A 25,710-nucleotide genomic window follows, 5' to 3' on the forward strand; every position below is an offset into this window, starting at 1 on the left:
GACTAGTTTATCAGTTTATACAATCGTCCTTCGTAGCTTTCATCTGCAATATCATGCTCTTCTAAGTGCCTTTTTTCTTCTGTAGCACATTGCGATAATAGCTGATCACGCCTTTTCAGGGAATCAAAATTATCAGCGATAGCCAAAAACCAACCTTTGACATATTCAGCATGGTAGGTGAGGTAATGCTTGTTGGAAAAAACAAAACCGTCAATAGTTCTTTGTAGATCATTTATCTTTCCTTCAATCCCGGAAATTTCTTCTTTGATAGGATTCATTTTTTCTACCTGATTGGCTATCTCTTGTTCGCAATTAAGAATATCTTCTCTTTTGGATTTGATAAATGTTTTGATTTTATCAAAATTGTCATACTCCTTCATAATGAAATCAAACACCAATCCCCAGATAATGTAGACTACAAAGCCGGCAAATATTATTCCCCAAAACTCTGCTTTGGTGAAAGCAATTTGAACATTGAAATCAGGTGAGTTTAATGTTTTCTCAATATCATATATCTTTTTCTCTATTTGGTACGCGAGGATCGCATCAAAAATGAAAGTGACAATAAAAAGCGTTCCTATCTTGATATAGGAAATCCAGTTTTTATGTTTTTGGAACATATGGATAAGATATCCTAGCCCCATAAAAGCGAAGGGTATGGTAGAAACAAAAATACCTTCAAGCCACCCATCTTCAATGGCCTTGGTCAAGGCATTGGCATCAAAAATTGCATTGGTCAACTGATCGGTATCAAATACTTTGAAAAAAGCGGAATACGATGCCGATATGTAGAAAACCAGTAGATAGAATGTAATCGGAATCAATACAATTAAACCTAAGTAAAATTGAGCTTTGGGTTTTTTATCTGCATCCTCAACATACTTTTCAGGATTTTGTTTTACATCGGCTATTTCATTTCTATAATTCGAGATTTTCTGTTCCAAAGCTGAAATAGATTCTTCTACTATAGCCTTGACGGTTTTCCTCTTTTTTAATTCAATCTCATACTTACTTTTTTCCTGTACATAGGGTTCTTTCAATTCTTTCTGCAATTTCTCATTTTCCCTACATTTTCCTTTATAATCCATATATACATCTTGCAAGCAGGCTTTGAAAATCATATGATTTCCTTCTGCTTGTTTTGAAGAACCATAACCGCTTTCAAAAAATGTGAGTTTTATTTTTTCTTCTTCTTGCTCTTTTTCCTCTACTTCTTGAGGGGCTGTTTTCTTAATCGAAAATATTTTTTTTAGGGAATTCATATTATTCTTCCATTTTGGATATCAATTCTTTTAGCGGAATATTGGACTTTGCGTTTTCTAATAGAAATTCACAGATATCATTAACATTCTCTTCTTCGAAATCAAATTTTAGGCAGTACTTTCTTAAAGTATTTACCTCATCATCTGTTGCGAGGCCATCGGCCCAAATCATTAAGGCCAAATCATATAGGTATTCAATTTTTCCCTCTAGCGATGTTGGGATTTTGGAATCTTGTGAAGGATGCAATAAAATATCGTTTAATTGATCTTTACTTATTCCTCTTTCCTCAGCGAATTTGTAGAGCATCTGTAATTCCAGAACATCAAAATTGTCATCAGTAAAAGCTATCTGATAAAGTCTCAAAAAATGACTTCTCAATTCAGTGGAAATATTCATCATCACAACATGTTAGTTATTATTGTTTTCGCAGGCTATTCCATCATTGTCTCTATCTAAATTGGAATAGCAACTTCTATTACTTTCAAAAGCGGACTGGGCTGCAGTTTGAGATGAAAAATCGGAGCAATTGCTATCGCAATCTGAATCGTTTTCACATGATATGGCTATTAAGATTATTAGCATAAGCATAGCGAAGCCAAAGCAACCCTTTTTCGTTTTCCTTCCTTTGGATTTTTTAAGTGATTTGGTCACAAAATGGCCTTGAACGTATGTGCCATCTTTCTTGTAATATCCTCTGCGATATTTCATTTAATATTTTATTTAGGAGGTTTTCTTTTATGCGGTTTTACAGGTACGTTTTTAGGGCCTGTTTTAGGACCATTAGGATTTTTTCTTGGCACTGGAGAAGGTTTTGATCTTCTGTGTGGTTTTACTGGAACTGTTTTCTTTGCCATTTCGAAATGCATTAATTGGTCAAATCTTCTACCTGCGCAACGGGCGCATCTCTTTTTACCGCTTCGATTCCGTTTTTGCAAGATTGTTTTGCATTGTACATCTCGCTTGTAGCGATGATTTCACCATTGCCTTTGGAGCGAAGGTTAAAATAGAATTTGCCGTTGCTACTCTTTTTGATTTCAAATTTTGGAAATGCCATGATTTTTTTGGTTTTTATTTTGTTTCCCCAAACCTAAAGGCATTCAAAAAGAATTCCTTACAGATATCTGTAAAGCAAAGAAGTAATGTCAAAAAGTTTTTTAAATGTGTAGTATTGTTGTTGAAATGAGAACTAATCTTCCCATCCGCAAAGCGTTCTGCCCATATTTTTCGCCTCTTTCAAAGTGACCTCATAGATTTTGGTAGAGCAACGGGAAAGCCCCCGGCAATGCTTGTTATAATGATATCGCTTACTTCCCTTGCCCTTGCAGACATAGACTTTGTTTTTCTCAATAGTTGAAAAATTTAAACCAACAAAAAGTATGCAGAGATATATGGTAAATGATTTCATAACAAGCAGTAATAATTCAAATTAATAGTCGTCTATTCCAATATTTTGTTTTCATTTTTTAGTCTAAGGCTTTAATTGGGTTGGGAGTACCACGATGAGTCGTTTAATAGTGTTAGACAAAGAGCTGCTATTTCGGAAATTTCAGATTGGTCTACTACATCATGATCTTTCACTGCTCCATCGATGCAGATTTTCAAGTCGGTCGCACCACTCTTCACTTCACTTCACTTAGTGATAAATCCTTATTTGTCAAATAGACGAAGTCAGCACAAGTTGCCAGTTTATTTCTTTCTGTAGCTGATTTCCAATCGATTATTTTGGCTTTATGTAGAGTCCCTCCTTTAAACCATTCGTTGGATTCTACAATTGGACCTGATAAATTACTATTATTAGAACAACCACATTTCCAAATGAATAAAACAACCGCAATAACAATGATGACTTTTTTCATGACTTATTGCTTATTTGCTTATCTGAGTTTTCGATTAGTTTTTGTAGCAGATTATTTGTTTCATTCATAATGCTTAAACGCTCATCAATTTTATAATACCATGGACAACCCAACGAAAGACGAAAAACAATACTGAAAGCAAGCATAGCAATAAAATGAATATTAGGGCTGGTAAGCTAGATTCATTCATCATTAAATCAATGGTAAATAATATTAGCATCTAATTTTTACACCCATTTCTATCACAGGTTATCCTCTCATTGGAGCCTACCCAGTGACTTGCGGAAGTATCTAAACCGCATCCGGTCTCTCCTCCTTTATATCCTTTGTGTACTTCTCCTGTTTCTGTGTTTTTTACAGCCATAATTTCTTTACTTTAAGTTTTACCAAACAAACCTAAACCCATTAAACAACAATCCCTTACAGGTTTCTGTAAGGGACTTAAATTTGTTTTTAATAATAGGGGTTCAGGAAAAATTAGATATCAAATTTTACCTTTCTTTGCGAGTTTAAATAGTAGACTTGTGGTATTCTTGGCTTCATATTCATCATATAGCCTGCTTATTCTTTTGTCGATGGTGCTTTCACTATTGGGAGTTCTATTTTCTTTTTTAAACTTATCAGAAACTTCTTTCTTGGTAAGGCCGTTAGCGAGTTCTTTTAATATAGCCCGGTCAAAAGCATCCAGTTCAACAGCATTGTTCGTAGCAGTCAAATTTAGTTGTGGCGATACATAGGTTCTGTTATGAAACACTTCATTAATGGCATTGACCAACTCAACCATTCCGTTACGGCCCTTGCACACATACCCGTTAATTTTATGTTCTTTAAAAAGGGCATTAATATGTATGGGATTGTTTTCCATAGAGAGGACAATAATTTTTAAACCAGGCTGTTGCGCTCTTGCGGCTTTAATGAGTTCCTTACCAGAAGTGAGCTTTCGGTTTACATGGTCTTTTTCGAAAAACAAATCGGTGACCATTAACTCATACGGCTCATTGTTTTTTAGGGCCACTTTTAAGCGGGTAAATGCCTTATCGCAATAGAACTCATTTTGCAATTCCTCAATGGCTAATTTTTCATGCAAGGTTTCAGCGATACCTTGGTTTTCTCCCTGAAAATCTTCGGCTAATACTACTTTTTTGAACATAGTACATTATATTACTTAGGGATTCGAATTTCAGCCCGAAAGCCTTTTCCTTCTTCTGAATCAAAAGTAATGCTTCCACCTATGGCTTGAATACGCTTTTCTGTATTTCGAAGTCCATTTTTTCGCAACAATGATTCTTTTGATGCTCCGACCCCATCATCTTCATAGTAAATAGAGAGTTCTTTCTTTTGGTCTCTGAATAAAATCACGGTTTGGTCGGCTTTACTGTGCCGCGCCATATTAATAACTAGTTCATGTAGCACCTTAAAAAGTATCGTTTTAGTTTGATGGCCTACCAAGGACCAATCCAGTTCTTTGCCACCATCAAAAGTAATTTCAACTTCAGCTGGTTTAGCATATTCCAGAGTTGCTTTCAGGCTATTCCAGAAATCGGGACCAGTATCTACAGCATTGATTTCACGCGAGAAACCTCTAATCTGATTATAGACTGATTCCAATTTATCTAAAATGACCGATTTGTCCGTATTCCTTTGCAACATTAGCATGGCCTGATTGATTTTACCACCATAATCATCATGCAATTTTCGGGAAAGTTGTGCCTCGGTTTCATGAATAGCCTCCAACTTTTCGACTTTACTTTCTTGTGCTAACCGTTTGGTGCGCTGTCTAAAACCGTATAGTGAAAGTCCTAAAACGCAAGTAATGAAAAGGAGACCTCCCAAGTATATAATCTTCTGATTCCGTTGTCGACTGGCTTCCAGTTCTTTTTCCGCATTCTCTTTTTCCAAACGTAGAATCGATTCCTGCTTGAGTTTGTCATCATATTTATACTTGGCAAATTGTGTTTTTACCTTAAGTTCTTGGGTATATATACTATCCTGTAGAAATACATAACGGTCACGTATGGTAGCATTCTTGGGTTCCAAGTTCATTAAAAAGCCAAGGGCATCTTTTTCGGCTCTCGGTATTTTGAGGGTCTTTGAAAGTTGAATAACTGTATCAAAATAAGATTTAGCCTTTGCGAGGGCTTGTCCGGAATAAAACTCTCCCAAGTGAGTGTAGCTGGCGATTTGACCGCGTTTATCGTTATTCTGTTTTCGTAGATTCAAAGGATGTAAAAAAGATGCTGCATCCAACTTTTTGCCGGATAGCCATTCGGCATAGGCCAAATTGTCCAAGACACGGGCGTATTCCTTTTTATCTATGACCAACAAGGAATCCTTTTGAATACTATTCAGCAATGAAATAGCATCACTATAATTTTCTTTGTCTATATAAGTTGTCGCCAAATTATTTTTATAAAGAAGTTTGTCCTTTTCAGAATCTGTGGCCTCTATTGACTTAAAATAATACTCAATGGCATCCGCATAATTCAAGAGCTTTCTATGATTTGTTGCCAAGGCGTTATAACAGTATATTACATATCTCTTTTCTTGGTCATAATTCAAATATTTTAAGGCCTCTACCAAAGTTTCTTTACTTCCAAAAAAGTCGTTTTGATCTTTTTGAATTGTCCCAATATTCAAAAGATTTCTTCCTATCTCACTACTGTCCCTTACTCGTTCAAAATGCTCTTTTGAGAGCGTGTAATTTTCAACTGCCCTGCCATAGTTATCGGCTACTTCGTCAAAATAATACCCCATTAAATAGTATTGTTTGCCCAACATAAAAGCATTCTTTTCCCCTGAAGTGCCACTTACAAATCGGTTATGATATACAAGTAAGCTGTCATATTCTCCAGCAGAAAAGTGAAGCAAGTTTTTTTGATAAAGGACCTTGGGATAGATAGGATCTTTTTCATTGTTATTTAGCAAGCAGTAAGATTTACTTATCGCTTGATATCGAGATGATAAAGAATGACTATCATCCCTAGAAAGGTTGTAGTAAAGTAAAACACTGTCTTGAAAAACCTCATTTTCTGAGGTGGATCCATCATTCCCTAGTTTGCATGTGTTCAATAAACAAACAAAAAATAAAAGCAGAAACCTTTTCAAAGCAAGAAGTCTTAGGTTTTAAACTAAAAAGAGCTATGCGGTAAAGCATAGCTCAAAGTAGTAAAAATTATTCTGATTGCTCCTTATTACTTTTTTGGAGGTGGAGGTGGAGGATTACTATCATCTCCTTCAGTAGCCTGGGTATTGTAAAGGCTATCTGTTTCAGCAATAGAATCACTTGTACATGAAAATAAAAACGTATTAAAAACCAGTGCCATCATGGCTATAAAGATTCGCTTCATAATATTTGTTATTAAAAATTTGACATAGGAGTGGCCGCCTGGGATTCTCCCAGATTCATTTGTACCAATCCCGTTTGAGTTTGGAGTACTCCTTGTTTTGTGGAAAGTGAAATCAACAAGCGGTAGTTTTCGACTACTTTCCGATTGGCCAAAACCGACCGCTTTACAGATTTGCGTACAAATGATTTTTCTAGAAAAGCTATGTTAGCAATGCATAGCGGCAATCATTCTTGAGGACAAAGTAAATTGAAGCTTTTGAATGAGTTGCAGACAGGAAATGGACTTGTTTTAGACATTTTTTCGACACTAATAAATCAATGATTTCCAAAGTATTGTGTCTAAAATTTGTCTAATGAAAATTTGTATTTTTAGGATAATGGATGAAAAAAGAATTGAAGAAATTGTTCGGAAGGTGTTTCAGAAGGCTAAGGAAGAGCATGCTTCTCACTCTAGATTCGCACTATCTAATCATATAAGTGGCCAAAGTGATTTGAGCTCAAAAACTTTGGAAAGAGCTTATGACAGGTATATTGATAAAAAGGAAAAACATGGCCCACCAAATGCCGAGAGTATAGACTTGCTTTGCAGGTATTTGATGTATGAAGATTACAGAGACTATGTAGAAAAAAATCCAATAAAAGGTACAGGTAGGGAATGGGAATTAATCGTTATAATGGGTATTGCCTTCGGTACTATTTTAACGACAATTTTGACTTTAAGAAATCAAGTATTTCCTAGCTATGATGATTCTTCCTCAAATATTGAGGATAAAGATGGTTTTATAAAAAAGAATATCGATGAACAATTAATTGATACAAACTGCATGACATGGTCCGATTCCTTATACGTAAGGATTTCCTGTGACACTGGGCCGTTCTCCAAGTATGGAACTGATGTAAAGCCCCTAAACCAAATGGAGTTGAAAAATATGCGAAAAGTGGAGGTTGATGCGGCCTACCCATTTTTTTCTGAAGATGGTAAACCGTTAATTTGGTATTACCGAAATAAGGACAATGAGCATGAGTTTTTTACAGCTCCCGGTCTACATCCTGTAAATGGAGAGACATTACGAAAAATCACGCCGTATATTATTCAAACCTATGTGCCGGTACATTCCAAAAAGGAGAACTCTTTTATAAAGCAGTAAAACAATTATTGTTTTGAAATTCCACTCCTTACAAGTCGAACCTTTGCAAAGAGTTCAACTTCATTTGGAAAGCCTATCGATTAAGTCACTCACTTTTTTGGCCAAAGGACTGGCACCACGATCATAATTGGATAGGACCACCACAATATAGCCCTGATCTAGAAATATATCCAGATTGGAATTAAGCCCTGGAAATCCGCCGCTATGTCCCACCACTTGGCCACTCGGGGATTGCCGGATCGCAAAACCATAGCCATATCCAGCATGGGAATAATCCGTCCAAAGTAGGTCCAGGGATCCTTTTGAGACCAGCTTTTCGTTCACCAAAGCCATCGCAAATTTATGGAGATCCCCTACCGTTGAAAAACCTCCCCCGGCCGGCCCTCCTTTTATGACATGCTTATATAGGTTGTTGGTCCATCCATAGGTATTGTCCGATCGTTCATAGCCCATGGCCAGATTTTCTACGGGCTGGTCCATTTCATAAGCATCGGTATGCAACATCTGTGCGGGTTGAAATAGGTTATGCTTCACATACTCAAAATAATCCTGTTGCGTTACTTGTTGGATGATCACGCCCAACAATAACATGCCCGTATTACTATAACTATAGTCTTCTCCGGGTTCAAATGCTAAGGATTCCCTTTGTACAAGGGGCTTAAAATCATCAATACTCCGATATAAGGCCCTGGACGAATTCCAAAAGGTTTCATTAAAGTAACTCCCCAAACCACTGGTATGGGATAACAGCTGATGTATAGTAACTTTGGAAGTTATGCTTGATGGCAGCCAGGTTTCGTCTATATACTTGTTTATCGGATCTTTTAAGTTGATAAGACCTTTTTCCACCAACTGTAAAATGGCAACGGAGGTAAACATTTTGTTCATGGAACCCAAATTAAATTTGGTGTCCAGATTGTTTTTGATATGAAAACGCTTCGAAGCTTCCCCCAGGGCATCCTCATACAAGATATCCTTTCCTTGGGCCACCAATATAGCCCCTGAAAAAAGGTCGAGTTGGGACATTCTTTCCACGGCTTTTTTGGTTTCTGCTACAAGCTCATCGGGTGTAATTTTAGATTGGGGACTGCAAAGCATAGGAAAACATAGGCATAAGAGATACATGGACGAATAAAATTTCATAAGCGTTGTTTCTTAAGGTGTATCGTAAGTCAAAATGACCAACCGATTATATTCAAACTAAAGACGGTACAAAAGAAGAGAAGTTACAAAGGTTTAAGGGATTAAGTTGAACTATTAGGATGGCATACGCCTTTTTGATGCCGGTCAAGGCGAAATTTTCCAGCATAGCCTTCACTATGGCGTAAAATTTAAGGGATAAGGTTGCGATACAACTGCAACGGGCATTCCTAAATAAAGTTGAAAATAATGTAACTTACAGGTCGGTTTAGGATTCAAAAAGATCCTTGATTAATTCAAAGCACAACTAACACCAATATCAATATGCGTATCGTAAAGCCGTTTACCTTGCCTGTCTCCGTATGCTGTATTTTGTCCCTTCTAGTTTTAGGCTGCACTGAAAAAAAGAACGCCATAGCAGTAGAAAAATCAGTGAATCTGGTAAATCCTAAAGATTGGCCCAACATCAAACCGCTACCCTTAGATCCTGCAATAGAAGCCCAAATAGATGCCCTTTTGCCAAAACTGACGCTGGAACAAAAAGTAGGTCAGGTTATCCAGGCAGACAATGGATCGGTCACACCAGAGGAAGTAAAGCAATACCGCTTGGGCGCTGTGCTGAGTGGTGGGAATTCAGCGCCTGGACCCTTACCTTATGCGGATACCAAAACTTGGTTGGAAATGGCGGATAAATACTACAACGCGTCCATTGATGACGAAGGTGTAGAGGTTGCCATTCCCTGTATATGGGGCATAGATGCGGTACATGGTCATGCCAACCTTACCGGGGCTATTGTCTTTCCGCATAATATTGGACTCGGTGCAATGCACAATCCGGATCTGATCGAGCAAATTGCAACGGTGACCGCCCATGAACTCACGGTATCCGGTCATGATTGGACCTTTGCCCCAACTTTGGCGGTACCACAGGACGTACGTTGGGGGAGAAGTTATGAAGGATTTTCCGAGGACCCGGAGATAGTTCGGTCATATGCAGATCGCATTGTCTATGGGCTACAGGGCCGTTTTGGCGAAGAGGGTTTTATGGGCCCCGGTCGTGTTATATCCAGCGCCAAGCACTTTCTCGCCGACGGGGCCACGGAAAAAGGTGTCGATCAGGGTGATGCCCTCATTAGTGAGGAAGAATTACGTAAGATACACGCGGCAGGGTATTACAGTGCCATTCCCGCAGGCGTACAGACTGTGATGGCTTCTTTCTCCAGCTGGCAAGGCAGAAAACTCCATGGCGACAAGGATTTGTTGACCGATGTCTTAAAGGGGCAACTCGGTTTCAACGGCTTCGTGGTGGGCGACTGGAACGGTCATGGCCAGGTTGCCGGCTGTACCAATACCGATTGTCCACAGTCGCTGAATGCAGGTCTAGATATGTTTATGGCCCCCGACAGTTGGAAGGGTTTATATGAAAGCACCTTACAGCATGTAAAGGACGGGACTGTTCCCATGGAACGGTTGGATGATGCCGTGCGCCGTATCCTACGCGTAAAAATGGCATCCGGTATATTTACCAAAGGTGCGCCGAGCACACGGAAAAATGCGGGAGATGAAAGTCTTTTGGGGCTACCGGAAAACAGGGCCGTTGCGCGCCAAGCGGTTCGGGAGTCAATGGTTTTGCTTAAAAACAACGGTGGCTTGTTACCCTTGGATGCTACAAAGACGATTCTGGTAGTCGGTGATGGAGCGGAAAGTATATCCAAGGCTTGCGGGGGTTGGACGCGCTCCTGGCAAGGGGTAGGGCATACCAACGATGAGTTCCCTAATAGCGAATCGATACTGGAGGGTATCCGGGAAGCGGTCCATAAAGCAGGTGGTAAAGTCGTTTATTCTGCTAATGGAGATACCCGTGTAGCTGCTGATGTGGTGGTCGCCATTTATGGAGAGGATCCGTACGCTGAGTTCCAGGGAGATCGTGAAAATCTTGACTTTGTTCCAACTGGTTTTGATGTAAATGCGTTGGCGAAATTTAAAAGTCAGGGCATTCCTATCGTGTCCGTCTTTCTATCGGGCCGGCCGTTATGGAGCAATCCTGAAATCAACTTGTCGGACGCATTTGTAGCCGCATGGTTGCCGGGTACCGAAGGAGGAGGTATCTCGGACCTGTTATTTCAAAGGGATCCGTCCTTTGATTTTACAGGTCGTCTCTCTTTCTCATGGCCTGCCAGTGCCGTCGTATCAAAAGATGCGGAACCCTTGTTTAAGTTAGGGTATGGTCTTAGCTACAAGAACTCTACAACAGTGGATCAGCTTTCGGAAAACTCAGGCTTGGAAAATAGCGGTATAGCATCTACGGGGGAGTTTTTTAGTAAGGGAGCTGCTGTTGCACCTTGGGGACTATGGCTGCGTTCGGGTGATTTGAATAAACAAATTGCCAGCTTTCCAACCTCGGTTGGAGGGTTGATCATTAGTAAGACCGACCATGAGGCACAAGAAGATGCCTTGAGGATAAAATGGACCAGATCGGACCATGATCAAATGCGGATCAGTACGGCTTCTCCAAGTGATATGTCCCGTCAGGCGAATGGTGCCATGGAGCTTACGTTCTCCGCAAAATCATTTAAAGCGAGCGAGGCAGTGGTCCAAATAGGGATGTGCGGTGAAAATGCCTCTTGCGACCAATTCCTGGATATCAACATTGCAGCGGATGACTGGCGCGAATATCGAATAAGCCTAAGTTGCTTTGCCGATCTTGGGGTGGACATGACCAAGGTTAGCTCCGCACTGGTGATTACAGCCGGGGAAGGTGTGGATATTGGATTGAGCCATATTCGCCTGGAATCGGATATCGATGCCAAACCTGGTTGTGATGGTAAATAGCGAGATCGTGTAGTCTTCGACAGGCGAGACATTTACTCAGCCGTTCCCGAAGTTTAAGAAAACCGTTAGTGTATCTGCCGACCAGCTCTATTTTTGCTAAGACCCGTTAGAATAAAAACTAGAACACTTAGGGCTAAAAGTATGGATGCAGTCGCGATGTAGAATATAACTGGATTCATAGGTTACTTGTCTTTAGTTAAAGGGCCCTTCTTAGGGCGGGGGCGTTATTTTTTATTTTCATGTGAATCTAGTAACTGATCATGGATTTTAGGTATGTAATTGTATAAAGTGCAGTTCTTTTTGTATGAAATGCAAGAAAGTCAATGTTTTCTTGGATACACCAATTCATCTAACATTGAGGTATTCCAAGAAAGCAAAGTTCAAATAAACAATGGTTGTGTAAGGGTATCGGTGTACTAAGGATTAAGCTATACGTTTTAATAGAGGATTGCTACGGTACGTTTAAGATTGATTTTGCCAGGGATGATGTAACAAAGACGGGAAATGCGTACTCATCTATAGAATCAATCAAAAACAAGAAAATGAAACGTTACATACCGAGTTTGTTGCTTATCCCACTATTTACCGCCATTTCGGCCTATGCACAGAATCTACCCAGTTTACTGACCGAAAAAAACATTAACGCTACTTTTTCAATCTTGGCATATGATGAAAGTGCCAAGGAATGGGGAGTTGCAGTTGCCACCAACAATATTTGTGTGGGTAATTCTACGGTTTATATTACGCCTGGGCTCGGGGCCTTTTCCGTAATCGCGGAAACCGAACCAAGATATGCACTTGAAGGATTTAAAAAACTAAAAGAAGGAAAATCGATCGAACAGTGCATTACCGAGGTAAAATACAGTGATAAAGAAGCTAATTACCGTCAAGTTTCCGGGATAGATGCAGGTGGAAGCGTTTTCGCCTTTACTGGGAAATCCTTAAAATATTGGAACGGGCATGCATCACATTTTTTAGGAAAGAACTATGTAGTGATGGGCAATCAACTTGCGGATGAAGTAGTATCAAGTATGTCAAAGACCTTTGAGAACTCTGAGGGAACCCTTGCCGAACGACTTTTGAGAAGCCTCGTGGCGGGGCAAAGTGCCGGTGGTCAGATTTCAGGAAAACAATCCGCGGCACTTGTGGTAAAGGGCACTGAAAACGAATGGTACAATCAGATCGACCTGCGTGTGGACAATTCTAAAAACCCGATCGGAGAACTTCAAACCTTAATGGACTACCATTATGGTAGAATACGATTAAACCAAGCTTTATACGCACAAAAGGAAGGCAACTATAAAAGGGCGAACCAAAAGTTGGCAGAAGCGGAATCCATGTTGGAAGGTTGGAACGGGATGTACGCTAGAATTGCCGTTGCGAACATTGTCCTTGGAAATAAAAATGCCGCGGTAAAGTGGATAAAGAAAGGACTTGCGGAAAATCCCAATTGGGTCGTAAATGTCCCGGCGTTCTATGTTTTAAGGGATCATGCTGGAATGGAGGGCATTGTACAATCGGAGTCGTTTACAACCAAAGATTGGGAAAATGCTTTGGGGATGCTAAGCAATCTTGGAAGAGAAAGGGAGGTCATAGCATTGGCGCTTGAACTCATTGACAAAAAAGTGGATTCCTCATATTTGAATTTTTTGGTAGGAAGGAGCTATTTTTATGAAAAGGAGCAGGGTAAAGCGATTACATATTTGGAACGGGCCATTGAAATGGATGACGAAAATATAGAGGCCCAAGATTTGCTGGATAAACTAAAATCTTAATGGATTGGAATCCTAAGTGTGCAAATAGTGGACGTATACAGTTCAGATAAAAGATGAAAAATAGCGTATTTGCCTTATTGTATGTTTTGGTGATACTAGGATGTAATTCTCAGCCTAAGGAGAATAATATCCAAACCAATAATTTAGAATCACTTGTTGCCAAATTTGAAGATCAACTCAAAAATGAACTGGAAAATGGAAGAAGTGTATCCGGAGCTATTATCGTGGACAACAAAATTATTTGGTCCAAGGCCTTTGGTATTTCTGATGTAGATAGAGGAATTCAGGCCGATACTACCACAATTTATCGTACAGGTTCCATTTCAAAATCATTTACCGCATTTTTAATGATGGAGCTGGTGCATGAAGGGGTGATTGCGCTAAGTGACCCTATAGAGCTTTATCTTCCTGAAATTAAAAACCTGGATGGCTATTCCGATTCAACCAGAATCACTTTTCGAAATTTGGCGGCCCATACCTCTGGCCTTATCAGAGAGCCAAATCTAAAAGATGCCGCAACCGGACCCATATCCGGGTGGGAAGCCAAAGTATTGGAGTCCATTCTGAACACAAGTTTCCAGTATGGTCTAGAAGAAAGGTTTAGTTATTCAAACATTGGTTATGGTATTTTGGGCTTGGCCTTATCCAGGGCTGCTGACAAACCCTTTATGGAATTGGTCAAGGAGAAAATATTTGAACCCTTGCAAATGGACAATAGTTATTTTGTTGTGCCAGAAGATAAAATTTTCAGCCTCTCGAAAGGTTTGGAAATAGGCCCCCATGGCAAAATAAATCGGGAAAAGCCGGAAAGAGAGCATATGGGGCGTGGATATAAAGTTCCCAATGGCGGCATATATTCAACTCCGAATGATTTGGCCAAATTCATCCTCTGTAATATGGGCTTTTCAGTAAAGTTGTTATCGAAAGATAACATGGCCCGTATGCAGACAATCCAAACCCCAAAGGGTAATTGGCGATCATACGGTTTAGGATTTGGAATACAGCAAGATTCCCTATTAACGGCAATCGGTCATTCGGGAGGAGTGGCAGGATACCGGGCCAACTTGGTTTTTGACAAAGACCGTGGTAATGGAGTAGTTCTTATGAAAAACTATTCAGCTGGTGACCCTAATATCAACAAGCTGTCCTATGATTTATTAAGGGAACTAGCGATACTTGATAAATAAAATCGCCTAGATAGCCATTTATAAATCTCCCATATTCAAGGTTATTCATCCAATTAGACTTATTTACTATGGGAAATTCATAATTTTAAATAGACCAAGGACTGTCTGTTTTATCGAGGCGGATTTCTGTACAATGTAAAATCAGTAAGACACGTATGAAAACATCCATAAATCCATTCAACGGCCAAAAATTATATGAGTTTGAAGAATTGAATGCCGTACAATTGGAAGAAAGAATAGTACAGGCACAGAATGCCTTTAAGACATGGAAAACAACATCCTTTACGGAACGTAGCAAATTGGTACGGGCCGTGGGCAGGGATTTAATGGAAAACACTGGAGAATATGCCGAAATCATTACCTTGGAAATGGGAAAACCCATTGTACAATCCCTAGCCGAAATTGAAAAATGTGCCTGGGTATGCGAATACTACGCCACTCATGCCGAGGATCAATTAAAGGATGAGATCATTACAACCGATGCAGCGAAAAGCTATGTCCGTTACGAACCTTTAGGCCCGGTTTTGGCCATTATGCCCTGGAACTTTCCGTTTTGGCAAGTATTTCGTTTCGCCGTACCCAATTTAATGGCCGGTAATGTTGGGGTTTTAAAGCATGCCTCCAATGTGATGAAATCTGCGGAAACAATCCAACAAATTTTTGAAAAAGCAGGATTTCCAAAAGGGTGTTTTCAAAATCTGATCATACATAATGATAAAGTAAAGTCGGTTATTGAAAATGATTTTATAAAAGCGGTAACACTCACCGGGAGTACGCCGGTCGGGGCATCTGTAGCAGCCATTGCCGGATACGCTATAAAGAAGACCGTCTTGGAACTTGGAGGCAATAATGCGCTTGTTGTTTTTGATGATGCCCAACTGGAACGGACAGTGGATAGCTGCCTGCAAGCTCGATTTCAAAATACAGGCCAAAGTTGCATTGCCGGGAAACGCCTCTTGGTACAAAGCGGTATCGCTACGCGGTTTATTCATGATTTTAGAAATAGGGTAGCCAATCTTAAGAGTGGAGACCCAATGGCCAAGGACACTTTCATTGGGGTTTTAGCCCGGGAAGATTTGGCCTTGGAACTTGAAAAACAAGTGAGGAAATCCATTAAAATGGGGGCAAAGATAATTTTAGGGGGAAAACGTAAAGGAACCTATTTTGAACCTACAATTTTGGTGGACGCCACAAAGGACATGCCTATTTTTAAGGAAGAGACCTTTGGTCCGGTCCTTGGAATAACTATTTTTGATTCCGAGGAGGAGGCCATGGATTTGGTCAACGATTCGGATTTTGGTTTGGGCGTATCTTTGTTTACCTCAAACCGGGAAAGGATGGAAAGGTTGATTCCCCAGTGCAATGAGGGGGCTGTTTTTGTAAACGAATTGGTAAAAAGTGATCCCCGATTGCCCTTTGGCGGGATAAAAACTTCTGGGTACGGCAGGGAACTATCGGCACATGGTATTAGGGAGTTCATGAATAGGAAAACAGTTTATATAAAAAGCTGATCTTTAGATTTAGAATTTAGTCCTTTAAAATACAATAGGGTACACTATGAAATTTGGAAAAGTAGAACAACCGGAGCTTATAGATTTTAGTATTCCAAAAGACCATCCGGACACGGAGGTTCTATTGGCAAAATATAAGGAGGAAGACGAACCCTTAAAGGTTAATGTAGGCTGCGCCAAATGGAACCGGCAGGATCTGAAGAATTTCTATCCCAGAGGCACAAAGGATGAATTGGCCTATTATTCCACCCAATTTAACTGTATAGAGCTTAATGCTACCTTTTACCGCATCTTTCCAGCGAAGACCTATGAAGGCTGGTATGAAAAGACTCCGGAGAATTTTAAGTTCTTTCCCAAAATCGTACAAAATGTAAGCCATTTAAGGAGGCTTAATGAGCAAGCGTACCCTATTTTGGAGGAGTACCTGAATGTAACGGCCAACCTCAAGGAGAAATTAGGAACTATGTTCCTGCAAATGCACAATAATTTTAGTCCAAAAGATTGGGATAGGGTAGTGCGGTTTGTGGAAAATTGGCCTAAGGAGTTTTCCTTGGCCATGGAATTTCGGCATACGGACTGGTTCAATGACGAAAAAGTGGCACAGGAATTATATCATTTATTGGAAGAGAATGACATTGCCAATATTTTGGTCGATACTGCCGGGAGAAGAGACATTATGCATATGAGACTTACCAATAATGAGGCTTTTATACGGTATGTGGGGGCCAATCATAAAAGTGATTATTCCAGATTGGATGATTGGGTGGAGAAGTTGTATGATTGGAAACAAAAGGGTCTAAAAAACATCCACTTTTTTGTACATCAAAATTTGGAATTGGAGTCCCCTTTGCTTTCGGTCTATTTCATTCAAAAGCTAAATGAAAGGTTGACTTTGGATCTAAAGATTCCTGAGACACTTGTAAAACCGAACACCCTTTTTTAATAGGTTGCCCCAACTTCTACAAAAGTGTTCTTTGAATGCCATTTTGGGGTTTCTGGGGAAGCCATACAACAGGTAGAGCCCAAATAGAACAAGGCGATTTCTTCCATTTTCTGTATGGATTGACCCACTTTTACATTTTTAGCCAATTCTATGGTGCGTACGGCAGGTCCACCGACGATGGACAAGTACCAGGTGCGACCTTTGTTATCTTTAATATCCACATTGTAACGTTCGTTCCGAAAAGCCGGTAAGGAAGGATTTTGTTTATAGATCCACGGTCGAAGGACGATCAAATCACCGGGAATATGCTGTATTCTGGATATAGTACCATTTATTGGGGCATGAATCCGATGATAGTTTTTGTTATGTAGGAAGACATTGGTAAATGTATATTCTTTAGGAATTGTGCTATCCGGTGTTCCAAAAATTGTGGTTATGGTTCGGTCGTCACTTTTTACTCTTGACGTTTCTATATCGGATATCTTCCCTTTATCACACAAAAGTCCCTCGCAGGGCCATACAAAAGGAACATTATTCTTAGGCAGTTCCTTAAACTCTCGGATGAAAAAGTCCTGAAAGCTTTCAAAGTCGCTTTTTCCAAAGGGAGGTTTAAATTTATCCAGATAGTTTTTGTCCGAATAATTGAGTCGAATATAGGTTTTGATAAATCTCTTTGAAAAAGGTTTATCGTATACCGAAGCATACTTGGAGGATACTTTGCGCTGTATAGGGCTAGGGATATTGCCCCAAACGTTCACTGAAAGAAAAGTATATAATTTGGCCCGCCATTCGGGAACCTTGAATACCGTAAAATGTGGATCGGAGTAGTAATTGTTCTCAAGATATGTGCTGACTTCCATTTGCTGCTTTACTTCGCCCTTCTATTATCACGTAAAACATTGACTATTTTCCATTGGTCATTAACCTTGGCCAAGTGCAAGTAATCATAAAGCTCACAGGAATCGGTACCGACTTTTATACTGGCCATGTTTCCGTTAATATCCAATATTTCTACGTTTAGCTTTAAGGGTTCGTCGGATGCTTTGAGCCATTTTTTAACTGGTGGTTTTGTTAGGGAAACCAATTCCAAATGCTTCATTTCTTTTGTAAGATGTAAGCCATCCTTAATTTCATTTTGTCCTCTGGTAATTCCCCGGTGAATTGCCCTTTCCATTTGCGCGTGATTACCTATGTAGCGACTTTCCATATAGTCCGTGACCACTTGTTCAATGGCACGTTCTTCCGAAACATTCGCGAATCCCATAAATGAAAAGAAGGAGAGGAGAAGGAGGAGCAGGAACTTTACAATTGTTGTCATTTGAAGGCGGATTAGGTTTGGATTAAATGTATTTCATTACGGTCCAAACCAAAAACCAATTAAGAAAAGTTTATTCTAAGCTTAACAAATTTTATAAGTTAACTCCAACTTCTGTTAAAATTTGAGCTGCTTTCATGAAAAAAGATCTTGCCCTAGTGATCCTTTTAATGCGATATGTACATTTTACGATGATGCTTACTATCAAAAAATCCATAAAACCAGCCCTAGATTTGCAAATCAAAAAAACAAAGGGATGATACCCATTTTAAGGATTTAGCTTCAATTTCTTCCTTAATTTTACAACTTGTAAAATGGCTTAATTATGAGATTCCACACCAGAAAATGGGTAAAACCTGAGGATTTAAATGCCAATCAAACCTTGTTCGGTGGCCGTGTACTCGCCTGGATAGATGAGGAGGCCGCCCTATACAGCATTATTCAGCTAGAGAATAAGCGGGTCGTGACCAAGTATATTTCCGAAATCAATTTTATGAGCACTGCGGAACAGGGGGATATTGTTGAAATAGGAATAGAAGTCATAAAATTTGGGCATTCTTCCTTAACACTTAATTGTGAGGTCCGTAACAAAATGACAAGGGAGACCATTGTTACCGTTGATAATATCATCATGGTGAATTTGGACGAAAATGGAAAACCGGTTCCCCACGGGAAAACCAAAATAGAATTTGTAAAAGATAGATTGGAAGAGAAAGATTAGCCTTCCGACAATTTTTTGGCAGTTTTCTGAACTTCATCCAAAACCCGAAGTAGAATACCGCCCCACAATTGGGCAATTTCATCTTCGGTTTCGCATCATTTCGGGTTAGGGACGGTCTGATCTTTTTAGGGACACTTTTCTCGTATAATCCATATAGAATAACATCTTCGTCATGGCATTTGCCTTCGCGCCGGGATGACCGTCGGGATACCGGTTTAATCCATTCCTTCAAACTTTCTATTGCTTTTTCTTCCCCCCTTTGCAGGTGAATAAAGTGACGAGGCTGAAAAGACAAATAGCATTATTTATGTAACAAAAATTTTAGACCTACAAATAAAGCTATTTGACAACATAATAGGAGGCCTAGGTAACATTTAATTGTATACGATATCTTAATTGGTGAGTTTTAACCTAATTAAAATCAGAGTGTTAATAACAATTGGGAAGATATAATCAAAATCAAGGACAACTCTTGATCGTTTTCCCCGATAACCAAATCAAAACCATTGAATCCTAGAAACCTACTTTCTTCCTTAGAGAACATGGAATCCATGCTCAATAATTTTTCGTTTGAAGAGTTGAGCAGCTCGGAAGCCACTCATCTTAAAAAGTCTTTCAAAGCCTTTAAGGAAGATCTGGAAAAAAAAGTGTTCGGAGAACCGGGTACTGTGGCGGTAGAGGTTAAAAAGGAACCAAAGGACGGGGATTTGAAAAGAAATTTGAGCACGTCCCCAAATATGCTTATTGCCAAGGTAAGCCATGAAATACGGACTCCATTGAATGGAATAGTTGGGTTTACCGACCTTTTGAAGGAAGATGGGCTTACTAACAGCCAATTGGAAAAGGTAAATGCCATACAATCCGCATCCTATTCGCTGTTGGAGATTATAAATGAACTTCTGGAGTACTCCAAGCTGTCCGCTGGCCTTGAAGATTTTGATACCATAGGCTTTAACTTCCATAATGTAATCAAGGATGTGACTTATTTGTGTAAAACCCTTATCACGGATAAAAAGGTAACCTTAGAGACGGATATTGATTCAAGTATACCAAGAATCTTAGTTGGTGACCCCTCCAAACTTTCCCAAATTCTTCTAAATCTTTTAGGTAATGCCATAAAATTTGTGGAGGAGGGCAGCATTCGATTGACCATCGCAAAGAAACAAAAAATAAAGAATCAACTACTTCTCGAATTTTCCATTGCGGATACGGGCATTGGTATTCCTGAAAGTAAGTTGGCCAACATTTTTGATGCCTTTAAGCAAGTTGACGATAGTACGTTTTTTAAATATGGTGGTTCAGGACTAGGTTTGAGCATAGTGAAACAACTTATTGAAAATCTGGGCGGTAAAATTTCAGTTTCCAGCACACTGGGTATCGGTACAACCTTCAAATTTGATGTTCCCTATACATTGGGGGATAATGAAATGCTTGAACAAAAGCAGAAACCTGCAACTAAAAAAGACAAAGTACAGCAATCCATTAAGGGAATGCGGATTCTCGTTTTTGAGGATAATTTGCTCAATCAAAGATTAATAGAGGAGCGTTTAAAATCATGGGGATGTATAACGGTTATTACCGAAAATGCCGAATACGGCCTTGACGTTCTTGAAAAAACAAGAGTGGATGCCGTTTTGATGGACTTGCGGATGCCCAAAATGAACGGATTTGAAGTTACCCAGCAAATTCGCCAAAACAAAAATGCCGCCATACGGGAAATCCCCGTTATAGCCCTTACCGCTGATTTTTCTTTGGGAGACAAGGATAAATGTAGAAAATACGGTATCAAGGATTGTATCCTGAAGCCCTATGATCCTGATGAACTTATGCTAACTCTACTTAAAAACAAAAAAGACGGAAAAATGACGCTTGCAAAAGAAACCGAAAAAAAATTGGACAATACTCAAAATATAAAGAAGAGTTCCAAAAGAATAGACCTTACCCCAATCCTTAAAGATTGTATGAACGATGTAAACCTTTTACAGGAGTTGATCGAGCTGTACAAGTACAACGCTTTGGAATTCATAGGTTCCGCAAAAACCCATATTAGGTATGGCGATTTTGAAGAGTTGGGGCTTGCCGCCCACAAGATAAAGGCCGGACTTGTTATGATGCAGTCCCATGAACTACACGCAATAGTCGTACAGATTCAGGAGGCCTGTAAGACAGAAGGGGATATAAAACAGCTGAAATCTCTCTATAACTGTTTTTTGGATGAATATCCAAAAGTGGAATTGACCATTGACCAGGCCTTTGCGGAAATAAAACGAACCCGGAAATGATCATAGGAAAAAAATTGTTATTGGCGGAAGATGATAATCTCTTGGCTTCTTTACTTAGGTTTCGTTTGGAAAAGGGTGGGTACCAGGTAACTTTAAGTAAAGACGGGAAAGAAGTAAAGGAATATCTGGCCGAAGAAGTACCCGATATAATTGTAAGTGACATTATGATGCCTTACTTCTCGGGAATAGAACTTATAGACTTTGTGCGTAACGAATTAGGTTCCAAAACCCCGATTATTATTATTTCCTCAGCTGGAAATGAGGAAAATGTATTGACCGCATTTGAATTGGGAGCAAATGATTTTATTTCCAAACCCGTAAGCCCTTCGGAATTGATAGTGCGGGTCAAAAGAGAGTTGAATAATGCAAAAATTTGATTAGCAAGGAGTTAACATATCAAAATGTATTCTTGATAAGCGCGCCAAAGATCCATACGGATCTTTTGTGGGATTTAACCTTTTTATTTGTTGGGTTGGCCATGCTCTATTTCACGGGCATATTCTTTTTACGGAACAGTATTTCAAATAAGGGGGCTAAGATAAGACAGCGCAAAAAAGAACTCTCTCCTATGGTAAATGAATTTTTATTCCATGAAGAAGATTCAGATACCAAGGAGAAGACAAATTATTTGAACCTTAGAATTGAAATAAGGGAATTGCTCAGGGTAGATTTGAACAGGGTCGTCCTATCGGAAATACTATTGGATTTGAGTAGGGATGTTTCCGGGGATACCAAAAAAAGACTGTTCAAACTATACCAAGACCTAGACCTGGATAAAGACGCTTTTTACAAACTGAAAAGTTGGCGGTGGGAGATTGTTTCAAAAGGCATCTTGGAACTTACCCAAATGCAGGTCACGGAATCCTATAGCTTCATTACCAAGTTCATCAATGATAAAAGAAGCACCATTCGCAAACAGGCAGAGATAGCCACAGTAACCTTAAAACATGAAGGAATCAATTATTTTTTGGATACTACAAAATATAGAATATCCGAATGGCAACAGTTAAAATTGTTGAATGTCATTCGTAATTTGGAGGATTATTGCCCACCCCGTTTTAAGGCATGGCTTACTTCCAAAAATAAGGATGTGGTCCTCTTTGCAATGCGCCTGATCAAATTTTACAATCAGAACGATGCCAGTGCCTCACTAATAGAATTACTAAAACATCGTAATAACCAAATAAAACAGGAAGCGATCCAGTGCATCAAGGAGTTTCATATAGTGGAGGCGCTGGACACCCTTAAGTTGGTTTTCCAAAAAGGGAATGTGGATGTTAAGATTTCGATCTTGGACGCCATAGCTGTTTTAGGAAGTACCGAAGAAATAGAGTTCCTAAAACATGTTGAAGCAGAATATGCCGATTTTGCCATTAAGAGCAAGGCCATAAGTGTCATAAATAGGATTGTGCCCGAAAGTATTATGCCCACCGAAAACATTGATAATGGGTTACAGCACGATTGGCATAAAAAAACTGTTTCCAGTGATATAGATGACAAAAAAGAGACGGATATAAACAAAGTTGAGGAATTTCCGGAAGGGGAAAAGAACAGTTCAACCGAATCTCCGGATAAAGAAACCGCCCCAATCTCCTTGAACAAAGAACTAAAAGAAGAAACCACGGAACTCCATTCGGACGACCGGATAATCAAAAAAAGCGAAACTATCATGGATGATATTCGTATTCCGGAAGAGGAGGAGTTATTGGTCAATTTGGATTTCCTACCCATTGTGGTTGCTCAAAAAATGGGAAAAAGGGATATATCCTTGGGGCAGGAAAACTTCAGATACCGCTATATGGGTAACGAAAAAATTGAAATGGAATACATTTTACAAATAGCGGTAAATTTTGAAGAAATAAGGGCCAATGGAACCAATACCAACCAAAATGATTCGAAAATGACAGAGCTTGATATTTGGGAAGATTTGGATATATCCGAATTGCATTTTTTACCTATCGTCACAAATAATGAAGATAATCGGGACAAGGCTCAAAAAAGCATTGATTCTGATCTGAAGTCAGATATTAGAGAATGCGTTGTCCGCTACGAACAGGTTTTGCCTCCACAAAAAATCAAGCAAAAAACAAAGGAGGAAATTCAGCTGGGCATCAAGGATAAAGAAACTCCTTCACAAATAAACAAAGGACAAGATTCCAAAAGGCCAAATTCAATAAGCGAAATAAATGGGGAATACATCAGAAGTTTGAAAGTGGAACACGACATCTTGGATGTGGTATCGCGGGATAATATGAAGCATGAGCTCCAGCAGGAGTATTTTGAGTGGCCATTGGATGAACTGGATAACTCAAATGCAGATCAAACCGATGATCCGGAAAATGAATCCTTTATGGAATTGGAAGACTTCCTAAAGCACCTTCCCAAACCCAAATACTACAACAATGAAATTCTAGCTGTACTTCAATTGTTTGATTTAATCGAAGCATTGGGGGACCAACGTGAAATACCTTTATTACATGACATCATGGAACAATCAAAAATGGACTTTATCAAAGAACGCGCCAAGGAACTGATCAATAGATTTTCCCGTAAGGATGACTTATATGAAGTGGCTTGGGAATTGGATGCATTCCAAGACAACATTGTGGAATACAACATTTTTGAGGAATTATTTACGACCTGTGATACGGATTCCAAAATCATACTAATGAAGGAGATGTTGGTCGTTGGAGATCAAAAAGAAGTTAGGTTCCTTAAAAAACTGCTTCGCGAAGAACCTGAACAGAAAATACGGAATATGGCAATAAAAGTATTGAAGCAGTTAGAAGAACGTTTAGTAAAGGAAGAAAAGGATTTCTTGGAACAAGCTAAAAATGAAATGGAAACCAAGACGGATACCCTACCTCTGGAGCAAGCCTTTTTAAATGAAGCTCGGCAACGGGATTATGATAATTCTGAACTACCCTGAAAAATTATTGAAAAGTATTGAATAAGCTGCATGGATAGTGGACTACTACATATAATCCTAGAATATATAAATATTGTTTTTCTAACGTTTACAGTGGTATTGTTCTCCATGTTCACTGCAATGGGATACTTATCTACACGAAGTTCCATTCACTATAGAAATAAAAATAGTTTTGGTGACATTTCAAAGATTATGGCATCTCCTTTGGCCCCAAGTATAACCATCATTGCACCGGCATACAATGAGGGCATGACCATCGTTGAAAATATCCGTTCCCTGTTATCCTTGCGCTATGTAAATTATGAGGTGATGGTGGTCAATGATGGTAGCAAGGATGATACCTTGGAGAAAATGATAAAGGCCTACGACCTTGAAAAGATAGAACAGGACATAGATCCCAATTGGCGTTCCAAACCCATCCGTGGCATATACAAATCCAAACACCGTTCTTTTTCCAAACTCACGGTCATAGATAAGGAAAATGGTGGCAAGTCCGATGCTTTAAATACGGGTATGGCACTTTCAAACAATAAGTATGTAGGTTGCATAGATGTGGATTGCCTATTATTACCAGATGCACTTTTACATGTTGTAAAATCCTTCTACCAACGCTCCCAGAAACGTGTAATAGCCGTTGGCGGAGTCATCCGTATTGCGAATTCCTGCATAATCCAAGGCGGTCAATTGGAGGAAATTCGGCTGCCAAAAAACTGGCTGGCCAAATTCCAATTGTTGGAGTATACCCGTTCTTTTATTTTAGGACGCATGGCATGGGGACGTATAGATAGTCTACTTATTATTTCAGGAGCTTTTGGGTTTTTTGATCGGGAAATTGCCTTGGCCGTTGGAGGATATGATACCAATACCGTTGGTGAGGATATGGAAATAGTATTTAAAATGCGACGCTATATGCATGAGCGTAAGCAACCCTACACCGTGGAATATATACCCGACCCTTTATGTTGGACCGAGGTACCGGAGGATACCAAAATATTGATCAACCAAAGGGACCGATGGGCCAGGGGCAACCTGGAAACCTTGTATAAACACAAGGACATGTTCTTCAACCCGAAGTTTGGGCGGCTGGGGATGTTGAGCTATCCGTATTGGTTCTTTTATGAATGGCTCGCTCCAATTTTGGAATTTTTTGGTTTTTTCTCTATCATTTTGTTCTACTATTTGGGCATTCTCAACTGGGAGTTTTTCCTGGCCATAACGGCTACGGTGTACATGTTTTCTATCATGTTTTCCTTTTACGCCATTCTATGGGATGTGTACTCCTATAATGAATACAAAAAGACAAAGGATATTCTAACGTTGATGTTTTGTGCCTTAATAGAGCCCTTTGTTTTTCACCCCATAGTGGTCTGGTCCGCCATACGGGGCAACTATAAGAAATTGTTTAAGATAAAATCGGGCTGGGGTTCCCAGGTCAGAAAAGGATTCGCAAAAGCCTCTTAAG

At 39.5% G+C, this 25,710-nt stretch carries 23 protein-coding genes; 11 read left to right on the forward strand and 12 right to left on the reverse strand.

What is annotated here, in order from left to right:
* Positions 1 to 2: 2 nt before the first annotated feature.
* The 9 genes from ACP2AF_RS15090 to ACP2AF_RS15130 form a co-directional block, all read right to left on the reverse strand.
* Positions 3 to 1,262, reverse strand: a complete 1,260-nt coding sequence (locus ACP2AF_RS15090) for an ABC transporter permease (protein ID WP_425236978.1) — start codon at positions 1,260 to 1,262, stop codon at positions 3 to 5.
* A gap of 1 nt (position 1,263) precedes the next feature.
* Positions 1,264 to 1,662 carry a hypothetical protein gene (locus tag ACP2AF_RS15095; RefSeq protein ID WP_425236979.1) on the reverse strand — a complete coding sequence of 133 codons (399 nt, stop codon included), beginning with the start codon at positions 1,660 to 1,662 and terminating at the stop codon, positions 1,264 to 1,266.
* A 9-nt stretch (positions 1,663 to 1,671) separates the two neighbouring features.
* The gene (locus ACP2AF_RS15100; protein ID WP_425236980.1) at positions 1,672 to 1,971 is read right to left on the reverse strand and encodes an excalibur calcium-binding domain-containing protein; all 300 of its coding nucleotides are present in this window, start codon (positions 1,969 to 1,971) and stop codon (positions 1,672 to 1,674) included.
* Positions 1,972 to 2,128: 157 nt separating this feature from the next.
* Positions 2,129 to 2,317: a YegP family protein gene (locus ACP2AF_RS15105; protein WP_425236981.1), complete on the reverse strand. Its 189-nt coding sequence runs from the start codon at positions 2,315 to 2,317 to the stop codon at positions 2,129 to 2,131.
* A gap of 565 nt (positions 2,318 to 2,882) precedes the next feature.
* On the reverse strand, positions 2,883 to 3,119 hold the full coding sequence (locus ACP2AF_RS15110; protein ID WP_425236982.1) for a hypothetical protein: 237 nt from the start codon (positions 3,117 to 3,119) through the stop codon (positions 2,883 to 2,885).
* A 220-nt stretch (positions 3,120 to 3,339) separates the two neighbouring features.
* Positions 3,340 to 3,483, reverse strand: coding sequence for a hypothetical protein (locus ACP2AF_RS15115; RefSeq protein ID WP_425236983.1), 144 nt, complete (start codon positions 3,481 to 3,483; stop codon positions 3,340 to 3,342).
* A gap of 120 nt (positions 3,484 to 3,603) precedes the next feature.
* Positions 3,604 to 4,269: a DNA-binding response regulator gene (locus ACP2AF_RS15120; RefSeq protein ID WP_425236984.1), complete on the reverse strand. Its 666-nt coding sequence runs from the start codon at positions 4,267 to 4,269 to the stop codon at positions 3,604 to 3,606.
* 11 nt (positions 4,270 to 4,280) lie between these two features.
* Positions 4,281 to 6,044: an ATP-binding protein gene (locus ACP2AF_RS15125; RefSeq protein ID WP_425236985.1), complete on the reverse strand. Its 1,764-nt coding sequence runs from the start codon at positions 6,042 to 6,044 to the stop codon at positions 4,281 to 4,283.
* 266 nt (positions 6,045 to 6,310) lie between these two features.
* The gene (locus tag ACP2AF_RS15130) at positions 6,311 to 6,466 is read right to left on the reverse strand and encodes a hypothetical protein (protein WP_425236986.1); all 156 of its coding nucleotides are present in this window, start codon (positions 6,464 to 6,466) and stop codon (positions 6,311 to 6,313) included.
* A 352-nt stretch (positions 6,467 to 6,818) separates the two neighbouring features.
* Between ACP2AF_RS15130 and ACP2AF_RS15135 the strand changes: the two genes are divergently transcribed.
* Complete coding sequence (locus tag ACP2AF_RS15135) at positions 6,819 to 7,613, forward strand: hypothetical protein (protein WP_425236987.1); 795 nt, start codon at positions 6,819 to 6,821, stop codon at positions 7,611 to 7,613.
* Between the two features lie 60 nt (positions 7,614 to 7,673).
* Here ACP2AF_RS15135 and ACP2AF_RS15140 read toward each other — a convergent pair whose 3' ends face one another.
* The gene (locus ACP2AF_RS15140; RefSeq protein WP_425236988.1) at positions 7,674 to 8,639 is read right to left on the reverse strand and encodes a serine hydrolase domain-containing protein; all 966 of its coding nucleotides are present in this window, start codon (positions 8,637 to 8,639) and stop codon (positions 7,674 to 7,676) included.
* A gap of 438 nt (positions 8,640 to 9,077) precedes the next feature.
* Here ACP2AF_RS15140 and ACP2AF_RS15145 point away from each other — a divergent pair, with 438 nt between their 5' ends.
* The 5 genes from ACP2AF_RS15145 to ACP2AF_RS15165 all read left to right on the forward strand — a co-directional run bounded on the left by ACP2AF_RS15145 (position 9,078) and on the right by ACP2AF_RS15165 (position 17,001).
* A complete protein-coding gene (locus tag ACP2AF_RS15145) occupies positions 9,078 to 11,585 on the forward strand; it encodes a glycoside hydrolase family 3 N-terminal domain-containing protein (RefSeq protein WP_425236989.1) in 2,508 nt (835 codons plus the stop codon).
* A 542-nt stretch (positions 11,586 to 12,127) separates the two neighbouring features.
* A complete protein-coding gene (locus ACP2AF_RS15150; protein WP_425236990.1) occupies positions 12,128 to 13,360 on the forward strand; it encodes a DUF1028 domain-containing protein in 1,233 nt (410 codons plus the stop codon).
* Between the two features lie 53 nt (positions 13,361 to 13,413).
* Positions 13,414 to 14,547 (forward strand): serine hydrolase domain-containing protein, encoded by a 1,134-nt coding sequence (locus ACP2AF_RS15155; RefSeq protein ID WP_425236991.1) that lies wholly within the window; start codon positions 13,414 to 13,416, stop codon positions 14,545 to 14,547.
* 155 nt (positions 14,548 to 14,702) lie between these two features.
* Complete coding sequence (locus ACP2AF_RS15160) at positions 14,703 to 16,058, forward strand: NAD-dependent succinate-semialdehyde dehydrogenase (RefSeq protein WP_425236992.1); 1,356 nt, start codon at positions 14,703 to 14,705, stop codon at positions 16,056 to 16,058.
* Between the two features lie 46 nt (positions 16,059 to 16,104).
* Positions 16,105 to 17,001, forward strand: a complete 897-nt coding sequence (locus ACP2AF_RS15165) for a DUF72 domain-containing protein (RefSeq protein ID WP_425236993.1) — start codon at positions 16,105 to 16,107, stop codon at positions 16,999 to 17,001.
* Here ACP2AF_RS15165 and ACP2AF_RS15170 read toward each other — a convergent pair.
* On the reverse strand, positions 16,998 to 17,861 hold the full coding sequence (locus tag ACP2AF_RS15170) for a phosphatidylserine decarboxylase (RefSeq protein WP_425236994.1): 864 nt from the start codon (positions 17,859 to 17,861) through the stop codon (positions 16,998 to 17,000). The two genes, ACP2AF_RS15165 and ACP2AF_RS15170, sit on opposite strands and share 4 nt — an antisense overlap.
* Before the next feature lie 8 nt (positions 17,862 to 17,869).
* Positions 17,870 to 18,319, reverse strand: a complete 450-nt coding sequence (locus ACP2AF_RS15175; RefSeq protein ID WP_425236995.1) for a nuclear transport factor 2 family protein — start codon at positions 18,317 to 18,319, stop codon at positions 17,870 to 17,872.
* Positions 18,320 to 18,641: 322 nt separating this feature from the next.
* On the opposite strand from ACP2AF_RS15175, the gene ACP2AF_RS15180 reads away from it, so the two are divergent.
* The 5 genes from ACP2AF_RS15180 to ACP2AF_RS15200 all read left to right on the forward strand — a co-directional run bounded on the left by ACP2AF_RS15180 (position 18,642) and on the right by ACP2AF_RS15200 (position 25,709).
* Positions 18,642 to 19,037 (forward strand): acyl-CoA thioesterase, encoded by a 396-nt coding sequence (locus tag ACP2AF_RS15180; RefSeq protein ID WP_425236996.1) that lies wholly within the window; start codon positions 18,642 to 18,644, stop codon positions 19,035 to 19,037.
* A gap of 506 nt (positions 19,038 to 19,543) precedes the next feature.
* Positions 19,544 to 21,319, forward strand: a complete 1,776-nt coding sequence (locus tag ACP2AF_RS15185) for an ATP-binding protein (RefSeq protein WP_425236997.1) — start codon at positions 19,544 to 19,546, stop codon at positions 21,317 to 21,319.
* Positions 21,316 to 21,696: a response regulator transcription factor gene (locus ACP2AF_RS15190; RefSeq protein WP_425236998.1), complete on the forward strand. Its 381-nt coding sequence runs from the start codon at positions 21,316 to 21,318 to the stop codon at positions 21,694 to 21,696. Before ACP2AF_RS15185 ends, ACP2AF_RS15190 begins: the two co-directional genes overlap by 4 nt.
* Before the next feature lie 32 nt (positions 21,697 to 21,728).
* Positions 21,729 to 24,248: a HEAT repeat domain-containing protein gene (locus tag ACP2AF_RS15195; RefSeq protein WP_425236999.1), complete on the forward strand. Its 2,520-nt coding sequence runs from the start codon at positions 21,729 to 21,731 to the stop codon at positions 24,246 to 24,248.
* Positions 24,249 to 24,278: 30 nt separating this feature from the next.
* Positions 24,279 to 25,709 carry a glycosyltransferase family 2 protein gene (locus ACP2AF_RS15200; protein ID WP_425237000.1) on the forward strand — a complete coding sequence of 477 codons (1,431 nt, stop codon included), beginning with the start codon at positions 24,279 to 24,281 and terminating at the stop codon, positions 25,707 to 25,709.
* Position 25,710 lies beyond the last annotated feature (1 nt).

This window comes from Ulvibacterium sp. (assembly GCF_965248315.1).
In the GTDB taxonomy this organism is placed as follows: Bacteria; Bacteroidota; Bacteroidia; order Flavobacteriales; family Flavobacteriaceae; genus Ulvibacterium.

Bases quoted from the DNA above. Each gene is read 5' to 3' on its own strand.
- ACP2AF_RS15110 (WP_425236982.1), bottom strand. From the start codon at position 3,119: ATGAAAAAAGTCATCATTGTTATTGCGGTTGTTTTATTCATTTGGAAA.
- ACP2AF_RS15105 (WP_425236981.1), bottom strand. From the start codon at position 2,317: ATGGCATTTCCAAAATTTGAAATCAAAAAGAGTAGCAACGGCAAATTC.
- ACP2AF_RS15145 (WP_425236989.1), top strand. From the start codon at position 9,078: ATGCGTATCGTAAAGCCGTTTACCTTGCCTGTCTCCGTATGCTGTATT.
- ACP2AF_RS15180 (WP_425236996.1), top strand. From the start codon at position 18,642: ATGAGATTCCACACCAGAAAATGGGTAAAACCTGAGGATTTAAATGCC.
- ACP2AF_RS15100 (WP_425236980.1), bottom strand. From the start codon at position 1,971: ATGAAATATCGCAGAGGATATTACAAGAAAGATGGCACATACGTTCAA.
- ACP2AF_RS15150 (WP_425236990.1), top strand. From the start codon at position 12,128: ATGAAACGTTACATACCGAGTTTGTTGCTTATCCCACTATTTACCGCC.
- ACP2AF_RS15170 (WP_425236994.1), bottom strand. From the start codon at position 17,861: ATGGAAGTCAGCACATATCTTGAGAACAATTACTACTCCGATCCACAT.
- ACP2AF_RS15175 (WP_425236995.1), bottom strand. From the start codon at position 18,319: ATGACAACAATTGTAAAGTTCCTGCTCCTCCTTCTCCTCTCCTTCTTT.
- ACP2AF_RS15190 (WP_425236998.1), top strand. From the start codon at position 21,316: ATGATCATAGGAAAAAAATTGTTATTGGCGGAAGATGATAATCTCTTG.
- ACP2AF_RS15165 (WP_425236993.1), top strand. From the start codon at position 16,105: ATGAAATTTGGAAAAGTAGAACAACCGGAGCTTATAGATTTTAGTATT.
- ACP2AF_RS15090 (WP_425236978.1), bottom strand. From the start codon at position 1,262: ATGAATTCCCTAAAAAAAATATTTTCGATTAAGAAAACAGCCCCTCAA.
- ACP2AF_RS15115 (WP_425236983.1), bottom strand. From the start codon at position 3,483: ATGGCTGTAAAAAACACAGAAACAGGAGAAGTACACAAAGGATATAAA.
- ACP2AF_RS15155 (WP_425236991.1), top strand. From the start codon at position 13,414: ATGAAAAATAGCGTATTTGCCTTATTGTATGTTTTGGTGATACTAGGA.
- ACP2AF_RS15135 (WP_425236987.1), top strand. From the start codon at position 6,819: ATGAAAATTTGTATTTTTAGGATAATGGATGAAAAAAGAATTGAAGAA.
- ACP2AF_RS15095 (WP_425236979.1), bottom strand. From the start codon at position 1,662: ATGATGAATATTTCCACTGAATTGAGAAGTCATTTTTTGAGACTTTAT.
- ACP2AF_RS15160 (WP_425236992.1), top strand. From the start codon at position 14,703: ATGAAAACATCCATAAATCCATTCAACGGCCAAAAATTATATGAGTTT.
- ACP2AF_RS15120 (WP_425236984.1), bottom strand. From the start codon at position 4,269: ATGTTCAAAAAAGTAGTATTAGCCGAAGATTTTCAGGGAGAAAACCAA.
- ACP2AF_RS15140 (WP_425236988.1), bottom strand. From the start codon at position 8,639: ATGTCCCAACTCGACCTTTTTTCAGGGGCTATATTGGTGGCCCAAGGA.
- ACP2AF_RS15130 (WP_425236986.1), bottom strand. From the start codon at position 6,466: ATGAAGCGAATCTTTATAGCCATGATGGCACTGGTTTTTAATACGTTT.
- ACP2AF_RS15200 (WP_425237000.1), top strand. From the start codon at position 24,279: ATGGATAGTGGACTACTACATATAATCCTAGAATATATAAATATTGTT.